The sequence below is a fragment of the Bifidobacterium sp. WCA-178-WT-4B genome (assembly GCF_009696495.1).
GTDB classification, from domain to species: Bacteria; Actinomycetota; Actinomycetes; order Actinomycetales; family Bifidobacteriaceae; genus Bifidobacterium; species Bifidobacterium infantis.
Window position 1 is genome coordinate 32,587 of sequence record NZ_VULV01000007.1, and the last position, 21,092, is coordinate 53,678.

The 21,092-nt window shown below is 56.1% G+C and carries 13 protein-coding genes; all 13 read right to left on the bottom strand.

Annotation, left to right across the window (positions count from 1 at the left end; translation table 11 throughout):
* Nucleotides 1-168: 168 nt before the first annotated feature.
* The 13 genes from FYJ31_RS06250 to FYJ31_RS06310 all read right to left on the bottom strand — a co-directional run bounded on the left by FYJ31_RS06250 (nucleotide 169) and on the right by FYJ31_RS06310 (nucleotide 21,031).
* Complete coding sequence (locus FYJ31_RS06250) at nucleotides 169-2,184, bottom strand: ABC transporter ATP-binding protein (protein WP_154536289.1); 2,016 nt, start codon at nucleotides 2,182-2,184, stop codon at nucleotides 169-171.
* A complete protein-coding gene (locus tag FYJ31_RS06255) occupies nucleotides 2,181-4,139 on the bottom strand; it encodes an ABC transporter ATP-binding protein (RefSeq protein ID WP_154536290.1) in 1,959 nt (652 codons plus the stop codon). The genes FYJ31_RS06250 and FYJ31_RS06255 overlap by 4 nt, the downstream gene beginning before the upstream one ends.
* The gene (locus FYJ31_RS06260) at nucleotides 4,136-4,669 is read right to left on the bottom strand and encodes a MarR family winged helix-turn-helix transcriptional regulator (protein WP_154536291.1); all 534 of its coding nucleotides are present in this window, start codon (nucleotides 4,667-4,669) and stop codon (nucleotides 4,136-4,138) included. The genes FYJ31_RS06255 and FYJ31_RS06260 overlap by 4 nt, the downstream gene beginning before the upstream one ends.
* 283 nt (nucleotides 4,670-4,952) lie before the next feature.
* On the bottom strand, nucleotides 4,953-7,121 hold the full coding sequence (locus tag FYJ31_RS06265) for a GGDEF domain-containing protein (RefSeq protein WP_154536331.1): 2,169 nt from the start codon (nucleotides 7,119-7,121) through the stop codon (nucleotides 4,953-4,955).
* 33 nt (nucleotides 7,122-7,154) lie between these two features.
* Complete coding sequence (locus tag FYJ31_RS06270; RefSeq protein ID WP_154536292.1) at nucleotides 7,155-7,820, bottom strand: DUF4956 domain-containing protein; 666 nt, start codon at nucleotides 7,818-7,820, stop codon at nucleotides 7,155-7,157.
* A 92-nt stretch (nucleotides 7,821-7,912) separates the two neighbouring features.
* Entirely contained in the window at nucleotides 7,913-8,737 is an 825-nt protein-coding gene (locus tag FYJ31_RS06275) for a polyphosphate polymerase domain-containing protein (protein ID WP_154536293.1), read from the bottom strand.
* Complete coding sequence (locus FYJ31_RS06280) at nucleotides 8,730-10,541, bottom strand: CotH kinase family protein (protein ID WP_154536294.1); 1,812 nt, start codon at nucleotides 10,539-10,541, stop codon at nucleotides 8,730-8,732. The genes FYJ31_RS06275 and FYJ31_RS06280 overlap by 8 nt, the downstream gene beginning before the upstream one ends.
* A gap of 3 nt (nucleotides 10,542-10,544) precedes the next feature.
* On the bottom strand, nucleotides 10,545-12,083 hold the full coding sequence (gene pelG, locus FYJ31_RS06285; RefSeq protein WP_071478163.1) for an exopolysaccharide Pel transporter PelG: 1,539 nt from the start codon (nucleotides 12,081-12,083) through the stop codon (nucleotides 10,545-10,547).
* A gap of 1 nt (nucleotide 12,084) precedes the next feature.
* Nucleotides 12,085-13,503 carry a GT4 family glycosyltransferase PelF gene (pelF, locus tag FYJ31_RS06290; RefSeq protein ID WP_012577027.1) on the bottom strand — a complete coding sequence of 473 codons (1,419 nt, stop codon included), beginning with the start codon at nucleotides 13,501-13,503 and terminating at the stop codon, nucleotides 12,085-12,087.
* The gene (locus FYJ31_RS06295; RefSeq protein ID WP_154536295.1) at nucleotides 13,500-15,377 is read right to left on the bottom strand and encodes a DUF2194 domain-containing protein; all 1,878 of its coding nucleotides are present in this window, start codon (nucleotides 15,375-15,377) and stop codon (nucleotides 13,500-13,502) included. Before FYJ31_RS06295 ends, pelF begins: the two co-directional genes overlap by 4 nt.
* Nucleotides 15,374-16,288, bottom strand: coding sequence for a hypothetical protein (locus tag FYJ31_RS06300; RefSeq protein WP_032744722.1), 915 nt, complete (start codon nucleotides 16,286-16,288; stop codon nucleotides 15,374-15,376). The genes FYJ31_RS06295 and FYJ31_RS06300 overlap by 4 nt, the downstream gene beginning before the upstream one ends.
* Nucleotides 16,285-18,510 carry an NAD-dependent epimerase/dehydratase family protein gene (locus FYJ31_RS06305; RefSeq protein WP_143724429.1) on the bottom strand — a complete coding sequence of 742 codons (2,226 nt, stop codon included), beginning with the start codon at nucleotides 18,508-18,510 and terminating at the stop codon, nucleotides 16,285-16,287. The genes FYJ31_RS06300 and FYJ31_RS06305 overlap by 4 nt, the downstream gene beginning before the upstream one ends.
* Nucleotides 18,511-18,772: 262 nt before the next feature.
* Complete coding sequence (locus FYJ31_RS06310) at nucleotides 18,773-21,031, bottom strand: exo-alpha-(1->6)-L-arabinopyranosidase (RefSeq protein WP_154536296.1); 2,259 nt, start codon at nucleotides 21,029-21,031, stop codon at nucleotides 18,773-18,775.
* Between the last annotated feature and the right edge of the window lie 61 nt (nucleotides 21,032-21,092).

Genomic DNA, 21,092 nt, shown 5'->3' on the forward strand with positions numbered 1-21,092 from the left:
TGCGGCCGATACATCGTCAAAGCAACAGTTCAAATGTACTCTTTTCACCGCCAATATTCGTAATCCTGCGCCAACACACGGCTCTCAACATAGAAAACCGCACCTCAACCACCGGATGAGAATTGCTTCAACCCGATAATCGAGGTGCGGTTTTTACTGGCGTACCGGCTACTCCAGTTCCACCGCGCCGGTGTACAGCTGGTAGTACTCGCCCTTCTGCGCGATCAGCTCGTCATGCGAGCCACGCTCGATGATGTTGCCATGGTCGAGCACCATGATCACATCGGAGTTGCGCACGGTGGACAGGCGGTGGGCGATGACGAAGACCGTACGGCCCTTCATCAGGTTATCCATACCAGCTTGCACAACCTCTTCAGTGCGCGTATCAATCGAGGACGTGGCCTCGTCAAGGATCAGCGCGGGCGGATCGGCCACCGCCGCACGGGCGATGGAAATCAGCTGGCGCTGGCCCTGGGACAGGCCGGAACCGTCGCCTTCGAGCACTGTGTCGTAGCCCTTGGGCAGCATGCGGATGAAGCTGTCCGCATTGACCAGACGCGCGGCCTCGATGCATTCCTCATCGGTGGCGTTCAGGCGGCCGTAACGGATGTTGTCCATCACGGTGCCGGTGAACAGGTTCACGTCCTGCAGCACGATGCCCAAAGACCTGCGCAGGTCAGGCTTCTTGATGCCGGCCACGGAGATGCCATCATACAGAATCTGGCCGTGCTGGATGTCGTAGAACCGGTTGATGAGGTTGGTCACGGTGGTCTTGCCGGCACCGGTGGCGCCGACGAGCGCGATCTTCTGGCCGGGCTTGGCGAACCAGGTGATGTCGTGCAGCACCGGCTTGTCCGGGTTGTAGCCGAAGGTCACGTTGGTGAAGCGCACGTCGCCGCGCAGCAGGGTCAGTCGGCCGTCGGGCGAGGTGATCGCCTGCTCCTTGGCCTTCATCACCACCTCGCGGGCCGAGCCCTTGAGCTTTTCTGCGGCCTTCAGAGACATCGTACCGTCGTCGCCGACCTCACGCTTCCATGCCCAGTGGCCGGTCTCGTGGTCGACTTCGGTCATGGTGCGGCCATCCTCGCCAAGTTCCACGTTGACGAGCGTCACGGTGCCCTTGTCTTCCTCGATGGGTTCGTCCATCAGCTTGAAGATACGGGAGGCTCCGGCGAGCGCCATCATCACCATGGTCAGCTGCTGGGAGACCTGGCCGATCGGGTTGATGAACGAGCGGGATAGGGTCAGCAGGGAGACGAGCGTACCGAGGGTGAGCGGCTTGACGCCGGTCAGGCCGATGTCGTTGACGCCGGCCAGCGAGACGGCGGCACCGACGATGGCGAGCAGGATGTAGAGCAGGTAGCCCATGTTGCCGACGACCGGCATGGTGGCGTTGCCCCAGGTGTTCGCTTCGGCGGACGCCTCGAAGAGTTCCTCGTTCTTTTCGTCAAATGTCTTCTGGGTGGCGTCCTCATGGTTGAAGACCTTGATGACCTTCTGGCCGTTGACGGATTCCTCCACGAAGGCGTTCACGTCGCCGATCCACTGCTGCTGCTTGACGAAGTAGCGGCCGGAGCGGCTCACGATCTTGCGCACGATGAAGTAGAGCAGAACGGTGAACACGATCACGAACGCGGTGAATGGAATGGACAGCCACAGCATGGACAGCAGCGCCGCGGCCGCGGAGATAATCGAGGAGAACATCTGCGGGAACGACTGCGAGATGGCCTGGCGCAGCGTATCGGTGTCGTTGGTGTAGTGGCTCATGATGTCGCCGTGCTCGTGGCTGTCGAAGTAGCGAATCGGCAGCTTCTGCTGGTGGGCGAACATATCGTCACGAATCTTCTTGAGCGTGCCCTGTTCAACGGTGATAATCAGCCACTGCCAAGCCCAGGATGTCACGATACCAGCCACATACAGGCAGCCCATCAGACTGATGGCGCGCAGCAACGGAGCCCAGTCGGGGTTCGATTCCCCCACCATCGGCAGGATGTAAGTGTCAATCAGCGATTGGAGGAACAGCGCGGATCCGGCCTGCGCGGCGGCACCAACCAAAATGCACACCACGATGGCGATAACGCGCAATTTGTATTGGAAGATGTAGCCGAAGATGCGCTTGATGGTTCCGGGGTCGGCTTTGCCCATGGCGGGCTCGCGATTCTTGAAACTCTGGTCGTTGCTCATCGTGCTTCTCCTTCCTTGGCATCGGCTGCATTGGTATCAACTACGCTGGTATCGGCCGTGGGCATGGTCACTGTCACCGTCACGGTTTCGGACGGCTCAGCGGTAGATGACTCAGCAGCCTGTTCGGCAGCGGCCAGTTCTTCGGTCTTAGCCTGGTTCTTGGTCTGGGATTCGTAAATGGAACGGTATTCATCGCAAGTGGTGAGCAGTTCCTCGTGCGTGCCGGAGGCCATGATACGGCCGGAATCCATCACCAGAATCATGTCGGATTCCTGCACGGAGGCCACGCGCTGGGCGATGATGATCTTCGTGGTGTCCGGGATCTCGTTGTGGAATGCGGCGCGGATCAGCTTGTCCGTCTTGGTATCGACGGCGCTGGTCGAATCGTCGAGGATCAGAATCTTCGGCTTCTTCAGCAGCGCACGGGCGATGCACAGGCGCTGGCGCTGTCCGCCGGACACATTGGTGCCGCCCTGCTCGATGTACGTGTCGTACTTGTCGGGGAATTCCTGAACGAATCCATCGGCCTGCGCGAGCTGCGCGGCATGGCGAATCTCCTCATCGGTGGCGTTCGGGTTGCCCCAGCGCAGGTTTTCGGCAATAGTGCCGGAGAACAGCACGTTCTTCTGCAACACCATGGCCACCTGATCGCGCAGCGCCTCGATGTCATAGTCGCGCACGTCCACGCCGCCGACCTTGAGCGAGCCAGAGCTCACGTCGTACAGTCGCGGCACCAGCTGTACCAGAGACGACTTTGCCGAACCAGTACCGCCGACGATGCCGATGGTCATGCCAGAACGAATCTTCAGGTTGATGTCGTCAAGCACGGGCTTTTCGGAACTGTCGGAGTAGCGGAAGGTGACGTGGTCGAATTCGATGGAGCCGTCGGCCATGTCAGTCACCGGGTGAGCCGGGTTCTGCACCGTGCTTTCCTCCTGCAGCACCTGACAGATACGCTCGGCAGAAGCCTGAGAAATAATCACCATGACGAAAATCATGGACAGCATCATCATGGCCATAAGAATCTGCATGGCATAGGTGACCAGCGAAGTCAGCTCGCCGGTGGACAGGCCCAACGCCGCATTATTGCCGGAAGCGACGATCTGCTGCGCGCCCATCCATGCGATGAGAATCATCGAGGCGTAGACGCACACCATCATGATCGGCATGTTGAAGCTCATGATACGCTCAGCCTTGGTGAAGTCCTTGAAGATGCGCTGGGAGATGCGGCCGAACTTGGAGACCTCGAAGGATTCGCGGTTGTAGGACTTGACCACGCGGATGCCCTGCAGGTTCTCGTCGACCACGTTGTTCAGCGCATCGTAGGTGTGAAACACGCGCTCGAACACGGGGTGCACGAGCACGACCAGACCGCACAGGCCGATGGCCAGGATCGGGATGCAGGCCAGGAACACCAGGGAGATCGACGGGGAGATGCGGAACGAGAACAGCCAGGCTACGACCACCATGATCGGGGCACGCACGCCCAGACGAATGATCATCATGTAGGCGTTCTGCAGGTTCGTCACGTCGGTGGTCAGTCGGGTCACGATCGAACCGGTGGAGAACCGGTCGATGTTGGTGAAGCTGAAGCCCTGCACCTTCTCGAACTGGTCCTTGCGCAGGTTCTTGGCGAAGCCCGCGCCAGCCACGGCCGCGTACTTTCCGGACAGGAAGCCGGCACCCAGCGAAACCATCGCGCACACCAGCAGAATCACGCCGAACTTGACGGTGGCCGGCATGCTGCCACCGGTGATACCCTCATCGATCAGCGAAGCCATGATGGTCGGAATCAGGATTTCCAGAATACCTTCGACCGCCACGAACACCGGAGCCAGGATGCTGGCTTTCTTGTATTCACGAATCGAATGACCCAGCGTGCGCAGTACATGCTTAGGTCTACCGGGTTCGACGGCTTTGCGCGCCTGCGCGATTGCCTCTGCGGTATCGCTCATTCGTTCTCCTCCTTCGTGTTAGCAACCTCCGCTCCGTCTTGATCGGGAGCCATCACCACAGGTGACTGAGGGAGTGTTTGATGTTCAAATTCGCGTTGTGCGCGCTCGATGTTCGCACGCATGCGTGCGACGTAGTCGCGCAGAGCGGCCTTCTCTCCATCGGAGAAGCCACCGACCAGCAACCGTTCGACCCGGTCACCATTCGCCTTGAGATCGGCGACGATCGCGTCCGCCTTGTCGGTCAGGACGATGCGCTTGCAGCGCGCGTCATGCTCCACCGATTCACGGGCGATCAGGCCCTTCTTCTCCATCAGGGCCAGCACACGCGAGGCGGTGGACCGGGTGATGCAGAATTTCTGTTCGATGGTGTGCTGGTAGATCTCACGACCGCGATTACGCGCCAGGAACATGATGATATGCGCGTTGCCGCCGGTGGTTTCCCTGGCGGTTTGCGGCATGCTCTCGCCCAGATAGCGGTCGACGGCTTTGGTTACCGCACGCATTTCGATGCTGAGAATATGCCGATCCATTGTCCTCCGTACCATGCGGGGCCGTGTGCGTTTGCACCTTCACCCCACATTGTTGTATACGCAACAATTCATGATAAAGAGACCCATATACAACAGTTGCACATACAACAATCGGCGCGTTGTAGTATTTCCAGCTTTTCCGATTTTGGCGTGTAGGGGCATGTGTCAGAGGCGGGTTTGGATGGCGTGCCTGAAGCCGCCGGCGTGCAGCAGGCTTCTGGTGATGGTGGTGTCGAGGTTGCGGAATCCCAGGGCTATGCCTCTGAGGGTCTCGAGCCTTCCGCTACGGCAGCACCTTATGTTCGAACACCCACATGGTCTCGTCCGCGGATCTGCTGTCGGTAAGAATCGTCAACATGAACCGCTCACCGTCGTTCCTCACGTAACCGCATTGCACTGCACCTTCCGACTTGAGCCGGCTACGGACGACATCGTAGTCAAGCAGTCGCAGGAGACCTTCTTGATATTCGGGAACAATCCTCACACAGCAAAACTCACGTAATGCTTCGCGGAAGGAACCGCCATGACCATCAAGCATACGCTGAAAGAAATCGGGCACCATGATCGAACGCTGCGTATCGGTATTCAGATTGACGATAAATGACACCGGATAACGTACATTCAGATATTCAAGCAGCATTCTCACATCCCCATTGCGCACCAGAATATTCTCAAGCTGGTTGTTGAGCATGCGGAGCTGGCGTTTGCCTCCACCATTGACGTAATGCTGTTTCTTGTCCTGGCGCATACGGATTTCCGCCTGCTTGATGAGGTCTGGAAGATCCCCTCCATCATCGGATTCGGCCATGCCTACGGATATATCCCAATCACCTTTCAGAAAATCCCGACGCATACGCGCCATCCGACGCATACTTTGGCTCACTGTATGGTTGCAGCTGATAATCACGAACTCATCACCTCCGATGCGGTAGATCCTGTCGTCCCCGAAGCAGGCACGCATCGCATTCGCAAGGCAGCACAACACTGAATCGCCCTTGGCATGTCCCAAATAGTTGTTGATTTCATGCAGTCCATTCATGTCGACGTACACCACCGTCAACGGCTTGTCATGCGGGGCCTGGATGCACTCCAAATCGTTATCGTAGGCATTGCGGTTGAGTAGTCCCGTAAGCGAGTCCCTGCGGTAATTATCGGCATCACTGCATGCCAATAGTCCTATGGGCAGATTCCGTCCGACCAGCACCACAGCCCAAGGGTCGGATGGGGAGCATGCGTGAGTGGGAACCGCCGCGAATGTGACTACGCCGGTTTTGGCCAATATCTCGCTGCGGTATATCCCCAGCACGGTTTCCTGCCTGTATAGCCGTTCCCGGATCGAAGACAAATTCAGATCGGCGAGAAATCGTCCGACATCGTCAGGATGCACCACCCGGCTGGCGGTCACCGCACGCATGTAGGCGCCGAATTCGTCGACTTCCGGATCAGGAATCACCCCATCTCGTTTGATGGCACGGTATTCGCCTGTCGCCACATTCAACCGAGATATTTCCGCCAGACCATCAGCCAGGATTTCAAAGGCGTCGGCCGCCAACGCGGAGACTCCCAACAGCACCCGGCCGTTGACGGTCACATGACCGCGATGCAGGTAATCGCACGGCATATCCCAATAGTGCCGACCGTCGGCACGCTCGGCCAACAGCGTTTCCATCCGTTTCACCGGCAGTGGAGGGTAGAAATAATACCCTTGGATGTATCCGCATCCGACTGCTTCCAGCCAATCGACCTGTTCCTTGGTCTGGGCGCCCTCGGCGATGACCATCAGATGCAGCTTCTTAGCCATCACAATTATGGATTGGATGATTTTCACGCCTTTACCGGCATTCTCCTTGCTCAGCTCGATGAACTTCGTGTCCAGTTTGATCATATCGACATTAATGTCTTTGAGCATGTTCAGCGAGGAATATGCCGAACCGAAATCATCCATCAGCACCACGATGCCTCTCGCATGCAGTTTACGGATGGTGTCCTTCACCATGGACAGGTTTTTCGCCACGGTGCTTTCGGTGATTTCCACCCGCAACAGACGCGCGTCGACGTCATATTCGTTCAACAGTCCGCCGATCACGTCGGCCACATCCATCTGGTCGATATCCATCATGGACACGTTCACGGAAACCGGTACCAGATTGCGTCCTTCACGCTCCCATCTGCCCAGCATCTCAACCACGAAGCGCCATACGAACATATCCACATGGCAGATACGCCCGGCTCTTTCCAATACCGGGACGAACCATCTTGGGGGAATCACGCCATATTTGGGGTGATTCCAGCGCACCAACGCCTCAGCTCCTACAATGGTTCCTGTCTCCGCATTGCATTTAGGCTGCAGATAACAGCAGAATTCGCCGTTTTCGAGCGCATGATCGATGTCTTCGAATGTGAAGAAAGGCACCAGCTCGTTGTCGGACGGCATTCCGCCCATTTCTGGCATGTCGGTCACTCGGTCCTCCCCTCGTCGAAAAAACTATCCGTGGTATTCGCCGTTGTACTGTATCAGTGTGACGTCCTCGACGCCGTCAATCGCACGGATACGTTCGGCGAACGTCATATCCTTGTCGTCGCAAAACACTTCAACGGCCATTTCCGTGCGTTCGCTACGCATGGTTTTGGATTTGACGAAGAATTTAGTGCGTCCGAACGCGCGCATGATCTCATCGCCAACCATATCGCCCACATAGTGGATTACCGCAATGTACACGCGTCCCTTGTCCTGATGCGAATAAAACAATGCCAGCATGCCGATCATCACCAATCCGGCCACAATCACCAGCACATACATGCCAGCACCCGCCGCAATACCTGAAGTAATCGACCAGAACAAATACAGCAGATCCATCGGATCCTTGACCGCGGTACGGTAACGCACAATCGACAACGCACCGACCATACCAAGGGAAATCACAATATTCGTACTGATGGACAACGTGACCATGCAGGTGAGCACGGACATGCCCACCAATGTGACCGCGAAACTGCGCGAATACACCACGCCCGTGTAGAAACGGCGGTACACGTAGTAGATGATGATGCCGACGATCAACGCCACCAGCAATGCCAACGCCATTTTGGGCACATTGTATTGGGTGAAGGATTTCAGCACCGACTTTTTGATCATGTCATTAACGCTCATAACGCTGCTCTTTCTCTCTTACTTCCTTGATTCGTAACGTGTATTGTTTCGGGATACGCCAGCCGAAATGTCAGCTGATTACAGGCTCGGCTTTACAGGCTCGGCACGCTCCAGCCTTCCTGCCAGTAGCCGAATCCCCGCAAATACGAGGCTTTGTCATAACAGAACACGTATTTCGAAGCCGATGTCAACTCCTGAGCTTTGCCTGGCAACAGATCGCGTACCATTTGTGGCAGGAATTCAGTGAATTTGACTTCCATCACCAGTTTTCCAGGCTCAAGCACGGGCAATACCGGCAGTGTGGAGTCGAAAATATCGAATCCTCCAACCGCCGCACGCACGTTCATATCGAAAGTGACACGCACGGTACCAGCGTCAAGAATCCACGGTTCGCGCTCATAATCGACGATCACACGCGGACGCAACACATTGCACATGCATTCCACATAAAACTCGCGGCACAATTGATGCTCGCTGTCGCGCAAAAACTCGTAATCGCCGGCAAGAATGCGGTCGAACTGCTCATGGGTGAGCGGCGCATCCTCCTTGTAAATCCAACTGTCGCTTTTGCGTTTGCGTTCCAGTTTGATCACGCGGTCGCTGTAATCGTAGATGCGAATACGGTATTTCTTGCGCAGCAGCACACCGTCGACTTTTTCCTGATACGCGGTGTTCCAATAATCGTCGAAGTACAGGCTGCGAATCATATAGCCGCCATTACCCGCATGCTTGTCAAGGCCAAGCAGCGGTGCCATACGCACATTCAAATCGGCTTTTTGCGCGTATGAGATCAGATATTTGAGCTCATGACGGAACCGTTCCTTGGCCGTGCGCGGCGGAACGGAAAGCTCTTCGCCGACACGGTTCGCGATGCGGCCGAGCAGCGACGTGCCCTGGTTGCCGCGGCCGCTACTCATTGGCATCCTCCACAATGCTGCCGTCGGCTTTCACATAGAAGCATTTGGTGCCGTAAATCTTGTTGCCGTCGGTGAGGTAATGGTCGAATGCGTCTTGCGTGTAGCCTGACGCATTGCGCACGCTCACCTTGATGAAGTACTGGCCTTCGTCAGGCATGTCCATCACGGCTTCCGGCAGCACGACATCTCTTTGCGAGAACACTACGTCGTCGCCCGCATAGTCCTTGGACACGGTGACGGCGTAACGCAGATCCTCATCGTTGAAATCGTAGGCCACATCCCAGTTGAGCCTAAGCTTGCCGTTGGCGGGAGTCGGCTTGCCGATATAGAACGGCATGGGCTTGTTGAATCCGGTTTGGTACGTCTGGTAATTCTGCTCGATTTCGCTGTGCAATTGGTCTGCCACCGTGTCGTATTGGCTTGACGTCAGGGGCTCATGCATGGAGTCGGGCATCTTCTGCACGTATGGCTCAACGATGGAACGATACTGCCGCACCATGGAATTGATGCGACCGGCGCTCATGTATTTGTATTCGTCGTTGACGGCTTTATCGAGCGCGGTGCGGAACGACTTGGTCTGCAGGCAACGTCGTAACAGTATGTTGCCCCAATAGTTGCTGATGCCGTTTTCCCAGCTTTGGCCGTCAGCACGTTGCCTGATCTCATATTCCTTGCGCATGAGCATACCGTCGTTGTCCCAGTCAAGCAGGTAAAAAGTATCCGAATTCGTAGGACTATACAGGTACACATTACGGTTTTGCGTGTCGATATTGCCGGTCAATAATTGGAATGCCATCCAATATGCGATGTTTTCGGTATCGAAATATTTGCCGAGGATTTCGCTCATCGGAACGGAATAATCATTGAGATCATTCAGCATGGCTATCAGTTTGGTATGGTCGTTGTCGCCTTTGATTTCGAGTTTTTTCTCAAATTTCGTCTGATCGTAGTCGGGATCGTCGGCAAGTTTGATCACATCTTCGTCTCGATAGAATTCAAAATCATTGACTTTGTACAACTGGCCGTTTTTGTCGAGTCCGTGCGCCTGCAATGCGGTTTTGTTGAGTTGTTCGACTTGCGTGTACAGGCCGTAATCGTCGAAGGAATCCGATCCGCTGGTCTCGTCTTTCACATACAAGTGCACGAATTGCGTGCGCAGGCCCATCATCTGGTCAATGCCCTTGATAAGGTCGTACGCCATTTTGTTGCGGAAACGCAAGCCATCGTTCACATGTTTGTTCAATGCGATGGTGCGCTGTCCACGCCACTTGCCTTTGCCGTTTTTCAACTCGATCTTGTAGTTTTTCTGCTGAAATTTACTTGACGATTGGCCTCGTATCTGCACGGTGGCGTTCGGCGCGCTTTCGCCGAAGCCGAGTTCGCCGGAGACGGGACCCTGCTCATCGCCCACCTGCAGCAGACCATTGACCTTGTAGCGTTCAACGCCCATGGCCGTATAGTCATCTGCGGAATATTGGTTGATTTCACTCCAGCTATGGTCGGTGCCTTCCGACGAATTACCGCGCGATACCGTCAAATACATGGTTTCCACGCCGCTATCGTCATACACCTTGTATAACGATTCGTTGTCGCGCAAGTGTGCGCCGTCGATGCTCTGTTCAGCGCTTTTCTTGACTTGCTCATGCGTCCGCGACGAATCCGATGATTGCGATTGCCCGCTTTCGCCAGGTGTCGAGGTCTCGCATCCGGCGCAGAAAAGCACCGTCAGTATTGCCATCAATGCCGCTATCCGCTTGACAAGCGCGGTAATGGCTTTTGCGCTGCGTCGATTCCACCATGTCATGATTTACGATTCCTCCCGATTATGCCATCCGTTTTCTGCATTATTCACCTTGTTAGAAGACCGTGCATACCTTGGACGATGCAATGATTGGTCGATCCGCTGTTCGCCACGTTCAAGCAGTATGCCCAATTCCATGAAACGTCCCCGCTTTGTTTGCGCCACAATCGGCTGCTGCCCCAATACTCGGTACGGAAGATTGTCGGTATATGAGGCGAGACGGAAAGTCGCGTATATGGCAAACAACGAAGCGCCCATCAGGAAACCGAAACCGAACAGTGTCGTAGTGAAAAACTGACTGATCACCGTGAACACAACCGTTGAAACGGCAAACAATGCCGATGCCGTCAACGCACCGGAATAATCGGTGAAATACAGCAGAATCAGCATCACGGTGTTGCCGACCGCATAAAGGGCATACCCCACGCAGAGCACACGGAAATATCCGTGCATCACATCGTTGAAACCCAAAGGTAGCGCGTTCAGCACTGTTTTTTCCAACGAAATCACGGCAGCGGTCACCAGCAATTGCTTCAATGCCGTGTAATGCAATTCTCGATTGAGCACAGCCAGCATTTCGTTTTCGGCAACGGTAATGTCTTTGACCGTGCCTCCATCATTCAACAAACTGTAATACGACCGATATGTTGGGTAGAAATTGACCTCCACCGACACCACAAAATTCACCGTGGTGATCAGAATCGTCAAAAACGCCAGCATGGCGGGCACATCGTAATATGGCGCACCATAAAACAAACCCTTCACCTTGATACCAAGAGGTCCACACCAGGTGATCACCAAATGGGCGAACAAGCCAATGGTGGTGAACAATCCGGTCAACGCCAACGGCAGAAACTGATCGACCCACTGCAGAAACAGCCACGGATGCTCACGACTTTGCGGAAAATACCGATGCAACAGCAGCACATCCCACACCAGCATCACACCATAGCCAAGCACCACTGCGAACAACAGCGACTCCACAGGAGGGCATGCCAACGCAAGCAACACGCATGACGTGACGAACGCCACCAGCACCGCCGCAACAAAAGAATACAGAATGCTTTTGTAATCTTTAATGGCCGTCAAATAACTCATCGCATTCCAGTTGACGACCATTTCAAGAAACAACCATAAACACAACACACCCTGCATCAGCGTGGCTCCAGAAAACAGCAGAAACACCGTGTACAACACCGCGCCCGCTACCAACATGATGCCGGTAGACCCCCAAAACGACGGCAGAATCATCTTCTCATCGTGATCAAACAGCATATCCGCCAAAAAACGTGTGACCGGCATCGACAGAAAACTTGTCAATACCAACGAGGAGAGCAATGTGTATGTGATCATGCATACAAGCAGATCACGGTCGGGGCGGCCCACCTGCCACCGACTGCTCACGATCAGCACGCCAAACTGCAGAAGCACGCCCAGCAGCATCGGGCCGGCGCAAATCACGCCGGCATAGCCATAGGCTCGCAGCATCGCCATCAAGCCCCTACGATGGAACAGTTTCTTCAGTTCAAATCCAATACCGGCCATATCAGCGTTCCAATCCGAACTGATCCGCGGTATCGGCATACAGCTTGCGATAATCGTCAAGCATGCGCTCATGACGGTAATAGGCGTTCACACGATTGCGGCCGATCTGCCCCATGGTTTCACGCAACGTACGGCTGGAACACATGCGTTCCATCGCCCCGCTTAAGCCTTCGCGGTACATGGGAGGCACATAAAAGCCGGCAGTGCCGAAATCGTCGCCATCCTCGCCTTCCAAAAGCTCACGGCAACAGCCGACATCAGTGGTCACGCACGGGCGTGCGGCTGCGAACGATTCCAACACCGACAATGGTTGGCCTTCGGAAATGCTGGTCAGCACGGTGAAATCAAGCTTGCGCATGTATTCGACCACGTTCACACGTCCTGTGAACTCAAGATTGCGCACACCCAACTGCTCCACAAGCTCATGGCATTCGTCGGCATACTCCTGATCGTCAACACCGCCGAGAATATGCAGGCGAACGTTGTCAACACGAGATGAAAGCCCATGAAACGCGTGAATCAGGGTCTTCACGTCTTTGATGGGAGCCATGCGCACCACCGCACCGATATCGACCCAACCGTCATCGGGCTTCAGGGGAATATCACAAAAACGTTCGTATTGAATGCCATTGGGAATAACCTGGCAGGCATCGGCGGGAGCACCCATACCGATTTGGATAAGACGGGCACGACCGAACAAACTAGTGACACGCCATGCACGCTGGTAGATATGTTCTGAAAGCATGTAGAAGAAACGAATCCAACGCGGACGGAAAGCCGGCAGCACCCATTCGGCGGAAATAATCTCCTCTTCACGTTCGCGCGTATAAATGCCATGTTCCGTAAGCAATACCGGCGCATGGTTGATGGAACCGCCCAAACAAGCCAGCAATCCGCCATATCCGGTGGAAATCGCATGGTATATCTGCGCTTCCGGCACTTCGCCGCCCATCAAGTACAACACCGGAAGCAACATGGAGCGCACAGTATGGAAAGCGTCGGCATAGGCCACATACGGATATTCTTCCATGCAGATTTGCGTAAACAGGTCGATGAATTCACGGCTTTGCAGGAACGAAAGCGGATGCACGCCTCTTGTGTGGAACAGGTTGAAAAGCACATCCCAGTCCGGGCTGCCAAGATTCACCAGTTCGCGCAATGACCGCAATTCCCCCTCGGTGAACGACACTTGCGCTCGTTCACCGCTCAGACGCAAGGCGTCGTCGAGGAACACCTCATGCACTTCCACCACATTGCCGGGCAGGTCATATACGAATTTGCCGCGGTCTTCGGCTTTGGCGCCGATCACCCACAACACGAACTCGTGCTCTTTCATCGCTTCGATATAACTATGCATCCACGTGGACACGCCACCATGCACGTACGGGTAGCATCCTTCCAAAACCAGGCAGATTCTCATGCCTCTCCCCCGGTCTTGCGTTCGATATGAACCGTGGCGCTCGTGGCTTTGAGCAGATACAGGTTCCCGGTCAGCTTGGTGAGACTTCCGCCACGAACCCTGCCAGGCGTGCCATTGTTCGCACGGAACATGAGCCAGCCCTGATCGATAAGGTTGCCAAGATGCAAATCCCAACTATCGTCGGACGTTGCCATCGAAACCGTCAATCCTGAGAATCGCTGCACCGCCGCAGCGCATTCCGTTCCAGTCTGCATACGAATGGACGGAGCCGACTGTTCCAACCAATCCAAATAATCTTCTAATCCCTTGCGATAGGTTTCCCAACCTTCTTTCGCGCCACGATCTTCATCAAGCAGATCGTCGGGATGCATGAAGTGCGAACTCACGTAATGCATATTCAGTTCGGAAACCGCGGCAAGACGCATGTATGAATTATTCACCATGCTTCCCGACACAATACGGGGAGCTTCAACCACACCATCGGCTGCCACGCCGAACTCCTGCACATACTCCAGAGAACTGTCGGGAGGAAAGGCCATGCTGGCGATGGCACGAATCTGAGGCACATCCTCACCGATGATTTGGCGGCCTTCACTGGAAAGAATATTGGACGGCGGCACATAGACCGACGATGTCGCAGCGGGAAGCACTGTCTTTTGAAAGGCAATCAGTTCGTTCAACGAATCGACGATGGCTTTGCGATTCGGCCATTGCACGTACGTGTATTCGTTGCCGTAATCCGTATTCGGCAACACCAACGGCTGATGGTTGTACCCGTGATATCCGATTTCGCCGTTTTGCCGAAGCAGCAATCCTCCGTAATACTCGAATTGTGTGTTGTCCGTCTGTCGTACAGGATCATTCTTGGTGTCATCGCCGTAATTCTCAATCATCACACCGGTGAAACGAATACCGTACCGTTCCGCAAGACGCACCAAATCTGGCCACCATACTTGAGAATAGAATTCGGAAATGCTCATGTTGTAGTCACGTTTGATGTATTTGCCATTGCCAGACGGTACTGGAGACGGAAAATCGTCCAGGTAGAAAGCCGCGCTGTTAATCACCGGATAGGCCATGGCGGAACTGAGCAGACTGAACGCCGAAGCGTAAAATCCTCGAACCATCTTGACGTAAATGCCGATATTGCACATCACAGCCGTTCCTGACTCCACCGAGCTCCTCCACACCAATGGCGTTCTGCCATTGCTGCTGACCGCCTCCACCTGTGCACGCTCATTCAACGCGACGCTCAGCGACGATTTGAACGGGTCACTGAACATGTATGTCTGACCGCCACCCAACATAAAATCCTCGGACGGTGTAATGCCCTCAGTCACCACATATTTGTATGCGGACGATTCAATGCCGATCTGCGGGCCGATCACATCCAGATAGCCGGTTTTCTCCGGGGTCATGGCGAACATGACGCCGCCGCCCTTTTTGACCCATTGCATGATCTGCAGCACATGTTCGCCCAACGGATCCAAGTTGGGCATGGCAATCACCATCGTCTGATACTGCTTCAACGTAGGAATCTCGTCACCTTGCGCAAGATCGACGGTGACAGTGGGCACTTTCATGTCAAGAAGCACACGGTCAAGCATGCTTTCAGCATCGGAGACACCCTCCTGCGAACTGTCGATCACCAAAAGGTTCGTGGCTTTTTCGCCAGCGATGGCGTCGGCTGCTGGAATGGCTTTGTCTCGATCCAAGTAGGTGATGTCGAACCGCGTTGCACCGTAATGCACGCCCAGGCTCTCCACCAGCAACACCAAAGCGATGGCCATGAACATGGCCCAGACTTTGACCAGACCTTGCCAGCGGAATCGCTTCCACTTGGCCAACACGTCTGACAGGAATCCTCTGGTCATGCGCGTTCAACCTCCTTGGTTCCAGTCCAGAACCGCAGAGCTCGTCTTCCCTGGCCACCGAGATAAATATGTTTGCTTTCGATCTGCTGAACGGTTTGATGCAACGCATCGCCATCATTGCGTGCGGCATCGAGTCGCAGACGCATCAGCCATACATCGCCTTGATCCGGCCACCGTTCCATAGCGCCGTCAACGGTGTGTGCGGCATCATCAAAAAGTCCAAGATCAATCTGCATTTGCGCAAGACGGCACGCAACGTGATAATCGCCATGTTGGCGAAGTCGTTCCTGCAACACTTCGGCATATCGTTGTTTCTGCAACTGCAAAGCGTATCCTTGCGCAATACCGGAATTGACATATCGTTCCAGCGCATCGCAATACCGTTCCAACATCGTTTCGGAATTTCGATGCTGCAGATAATCGTTACGGCAGCGCTGCAATGCAAGATCTTCCTTGGCACTGATCTGCGCCAAGGCGGTAGCCGCGTAATGCACGACTTCCACATCCTCATTCAGTCGGGCCTGCGACAGCACATCGATATAACGGCTGGGATTATCGTTGAGAATGGACATCACCAGACTGCGCCGCTGACTCGAATCATTGACGATCAACGCCTCTTCCAACGGCACTGTATTGGCGAAATCGGCTCGTTCCCCAACGAGAATGCTTCGACGCTCCTCATCATCCACACGCATTTGCTCAAGCCCCGGAACCGTGTGCTCGCCAGCGCGAATCAGCGTGCTCGCATGCAGCAACAGCACACATAACGGCCCCCACAATGGCACCAGCAGCATGAAAGGAAGCAGCCGCCCCTCCACACGAAGCACGCCAACGCGAGACAATACGCACAGCAGCACGCATATCATTACATGCACGGCGATAAGCAGCATCGCCATCACCGTCGCATTCATGCTGCGCCACCTTCATGCGATGCGGAGTCATTCGGCGCAGCGTCACTGCGCGGCGTTTCATCCGCTTGCGACTCGGCAGCTACTTGTTCCGAAGCCTCAGCCAGCAACGAATCTTCCTCGTGGACTGAAACCAACTTCGCATGCAATCCAGCCTGGGTCAAACGACCGTTGATGATCGGCAGCTCATGCTCGCTGACCTGATTCATGAGCACATACACATTGCCGTCCTGCAGTACACCGGCCTCATCCGTTTGACGAAGGGCTCCCCTCAGGCGGCTACCATCGTCTTGCCAGGCGCCTTCCACACGCAACAGCAGATGATTGCTCATATGAGCGTACTTGAGCTCGTTTGCAGCCAGCACTTTGGGCAGGAACGCCTGAGTGTTCAAGAATTCCGTGCCGGGCACCAGCATCGTCTGCCGCGCAACATTCTCATAATCGAAGGCACGCACCATCGCGGATTGCACCAAGCCGCACATGATGGTGAACAGGTTCTGGAAGTACAGGTTCATTTGGTCGGGCTGCGCTTTGGCAAGCACAATCACCACGGCCAGCTTGCCATCGGCATGCACGCCCGCCGCATACATTGGAAGGTTTTGTTCAAGATTGCGGTTTACCCACAATCCGCCATGATCCAAGGCCGTGACAATGTTGGCATAATTCTCAAGCAGCACCGATTTACTGAATAAGGATTCGGCCTGCGGACTCGCGGCCACCAAACGCGCGAAACGACCACCATTATCGATTCGGTAAATACCGAAACTATCGCCTCCCAACGTATCTTGCATAATGCGAATGGCCGCGTGATACAGCTTTCGAGGCAGCACTTCGTCCAATTCACGGGTCATCGCATACATTTTGCCGAAACTGTCGCGCCTGCCGATAATCTGTCCGCGCAGCATACGACGATCATCAAGCACATCGTGGTACAGGTCACGCAGGAACGCAAGTCGTTCACGCAGCAAACTGTTTTCGTCACGCATGAATCGCAGGTTTTCGCGATTGCGCATCTGCACGTATCCGCATACTGCGCCGGCAACGAAATACACTACGAATGCAAGCCAGTTCGACGTGTCGTAAAACAGTGGAGCGAATGACGCGCCGTTCGACGCGTACGACAACGCCATGCCGGCACATGCGAGCGCGGCCGCGAACACGCCTGCGTTCATTCCGTACATCGTGCCGACGATCACCACGAAAAACAGGCGCAAATCCACGGTTCCCAGCTGACTGTCGCCTTGTACCGCGGTGCGAAGCAGTTCCTCCAGTATGAACGTGACGCAGATTTCGAATGCGATCCATGGTTTCGAATGGTTACGCAGAAAATCCCAGATCGGGTGCTTTTCGGACTGTTCCCGCGCACGCGCCTCTTTCCAGCGTTGCAGCACCAGGGGAAGATCCTGTTTGAGCGAGTATCGTGGCGACCAGCCATAACGCAAGCGCAGCGCATGGTCGTCTGCTGGGTAGCTTTGGGGCCTGCCTTCGCCAAAAGTCACCGACAATCCGGGAAATGCCGCGCTGATCACATCAGCCAAATCACCGTATGTGAAGTTGAACACGTTGGGCACGTGGAATACTTCGCTTTCGGCGGTCCAATCGTCGAACATGCGGTAGATCAGTTCGGCAAGATCGTCGGCGCAGAGAAAGCATGTCTGCTGCTGTTCGCGTTCACGGAATGAGATCGACCCTGCTGACGCCTGTTCGAACAGCCTGCCGAAATATGCGGTTGCCCCATTGCGTTCGGGTGCATACAGGTATGGGCAGCGAATGATTTTCGCTTCCAGATGGTAGGTGTGTGCGTAGTACAGGCAGAGTTCTTCCGACGCTCGAGACATCAGGCTTTTGCTGGTATCGTGTACGTCGGCGTTTTCCGGATAGATGAATTCAGATTCGGGGCCGCTGACCATCAGCATTTGCGTTTGCCTGTTGCGAATGGCATGCAGGAGTCTTCGCAGTGCTCCCAGATCGCCGTCCCGGTCACTGCGTGGGGTCAGATTTTCGGAAAAGAATACGATGCGATCAAATTCGTATGCAGTAAGGGTTTCGGCAAGGGTGTTGGCGCCAGACATGTTGACGATTCTGAGACGGTCATTGCCGCCTACGGTGCCTTCTCGTTCCGCTATCACCACACGGTCTCGGGGAAAGGCATGCTGAATCCACTGTTGGGTAATGAAATCGGTATCACCGACCAAAAGCACTTCATGCTGCCACCCCATTACCATGTTTGGTAGGCCGCCTCGATGGTCGGGGCCGGGTCGCCGGTCCTGGTATGACTTTCCTGCCCTGTCGTTGATGGTCCGGGGGTGTTGTCGCCGGGAACGTCCCCCCCCCCCGTGAATACTTCCCTTAAACGGGGGTATGGCATAGTTCTGTCCACAAACCCTCCATTGTCCCTGCCTTACGGTATTCCAGTGTAATCCGTTAACAGACAAAATCCCCCTCAACGGGGGTTTCTTACGCCGTGCGATTGCCTCGCTTCAGTCCTTACTTCGCGAGCTTGGCGTACTCGTCGACCATGAACTTGGCGATCTTCTTGCCGCCTTCGCCCAGCAGGGTGGACAGCGAGTTGATCGGCATGGAGTTGAGGAACATGCGCATCATGGCGTTGTCGGGCAGCTTCGTCAGCTCGCCGGCCTCGCCGGCGGCGGCCACGGCGGCCACGATCTTGGCGCCGAACGGATCGGCCTCCCATTCGCCGTAGGTGGACCATTCGGTGAGCGGCTGGCTCTTGCCATCGCCTTCGAGGGTCACGACAACGGTGTCGGCAATGTCGCGGGAGCTCACGCCCACTTCGATGGCGTATTCGCCGGACTCCACGTGCCAGTCGTTGTACTTCTCAGACCAGTAGGCGAACGCGCGTTCATCGAGGTCGATGGTCACACTCTTGGATTCGCCGGCCTTGAGGAACACCTTGGTGAAGCCCTTGAGTTCATGCTTCGGGCGGGCCACGTCGGCCTTGCCCGGAGCCACATACACCTGCACGGTTTCGGCGGCGTCCACATCGGAGGTGTTGGTCACGGTGGCGGTCACGGTGGCGGTGTTTGCGCCGGTCTTGGCGGCGGCGACGTCAGCGATCTCGAACGTGGCGTAGCTCAGGCCGTAGCCGAACGGATAGTCCACAGACTTGCCGTAGGTGTCGTAGTAGCGGTAGCCGACGAACACGCCCTCGCCATAGTCGACATGGCCCTCCTCGCCCGGCCAGTTCAGCATGCTCGGGTCATCGTTGATGTCCAGCGGAATCGACTGGGCGAGCTTGCCGGACGGGCTGACCTGGCCGAAGATCATATCGGCGAGCGCCAGGCCACCGGCTTGGCCGAGCAGCCAGGATTCGAGGATGCCCTTGGCGTTCTTGGCCCACGGGGCCACGGAGACCACGGAGCCGTTGGACAGCACGACCACGACGTTCTGGTTCGTGGCGGCGACCTGTTCGAGCAGGGCGATCTGCTTGGCGGGCATGTCGAGGGTGTCGCGGTCGAAGCCCTCGGATTCCGCGGCTTCCGGCAGGCCCAGGAACATGAGGACCACGTCGGCGTTCTTGGCGGTTTCCACAGCTTCGGATTCGAGGGCCAGGTCGGCCGGTTCCAAATCGAGCGTGAAGCCGGGGGCGAAGTCGGCCTTGATGCCGCGCTCGGCGAGCGTGTCGAGGAAGCTGGTCATCTTGGTGGGGGTGATGTGGGAGGAGCCGCCGCCCTGGTAGCGCGGGGTGCGGGCGAATTCGCCGATGACGGCGATCTTCCGGGCCGCTGCCGGGTCGGCGTTCAGCGGAAGAATCGCATCGTCGTTCTTGAGCAGGACGATGGATTCGATGGCGGCCTGGTGGGCCACTTCGTCGTGCACGTCCACGTCGAAACGGTAGCCGTCGATGCTCATCGCAGCGCGGGCCTTGTTGATGAGGTCGATCATGCCCTGGGCCATGCGGTCGAGCTGGGCGGGGGCGATGCGGCCGTCGCGGGCGGCGTAGACGATCTGGTCGTCGGTGTAGCTCGGCGGCATTTCGAGGTTGAGGCCGGCGTTCAGGGAGGCCACGCGGTCGTGGTCGGCGCCCCAGTCGGACATGACGATGCCCTCGAAGCCCCACTCGTCGCGCAGCACGTCGGTCAGCAGCCAGTGATTCTGGGCGGAGTGCACGCCGTTGATACGGTTGTAGGAGCACATGATGGTCCACGGCTGGGCGGTCTTGACGATGTGTTCGAAGGCCGGCAGGTAGATCTCACGCAGGGCGCGCTGGCTGATGCGGGCATCGACGCGCAGACGGTCGGTCTCCTGGTTGTTGGCGGCGAAGTGCTTGAGCGAGGTGCCCACGCCCTTGGACTGCACGCCGGCGACGATGCCGACCGCCTCATGGCCGGCGAGATACGGGTCTTCGGACCAGTATTCGAAACAGCGACCGCCGAGCGGGTTGCGCTTGATATTGACGCCGGGGCCAAGAATCACAGCCACCTTTTCCTGGATGCACTCCTCGGCCATCGCCTCGCCGACCTTGTGGATGAGTTCCGGGTTCCAGGAGCTGGACAGGCCGGCCGCCGGCGGGAAGCAGGTGGCGGGCACGGAGTTGTCGAGATCGGTCTCGCCGGTGCTGGAGGTCAGGGACTTCCTGAGGCCGTGGGGGCCGTCAGTGATCATGTAGCCTGGGATGCCTTTGGACTCCACGCCCTGCAGATGCCAGGAGTCGCCGCCCGAGGTGAGGGATGCCTTCTCTTCAAGAGTCAAATCCTTGACGGACGGGTAGGTGGACTCGCTCATGATTCCTCTTTCCTTGAGTTTCTTGAGTTGTGCGGTTGTCCGATATGCGTTGGCTCCGATT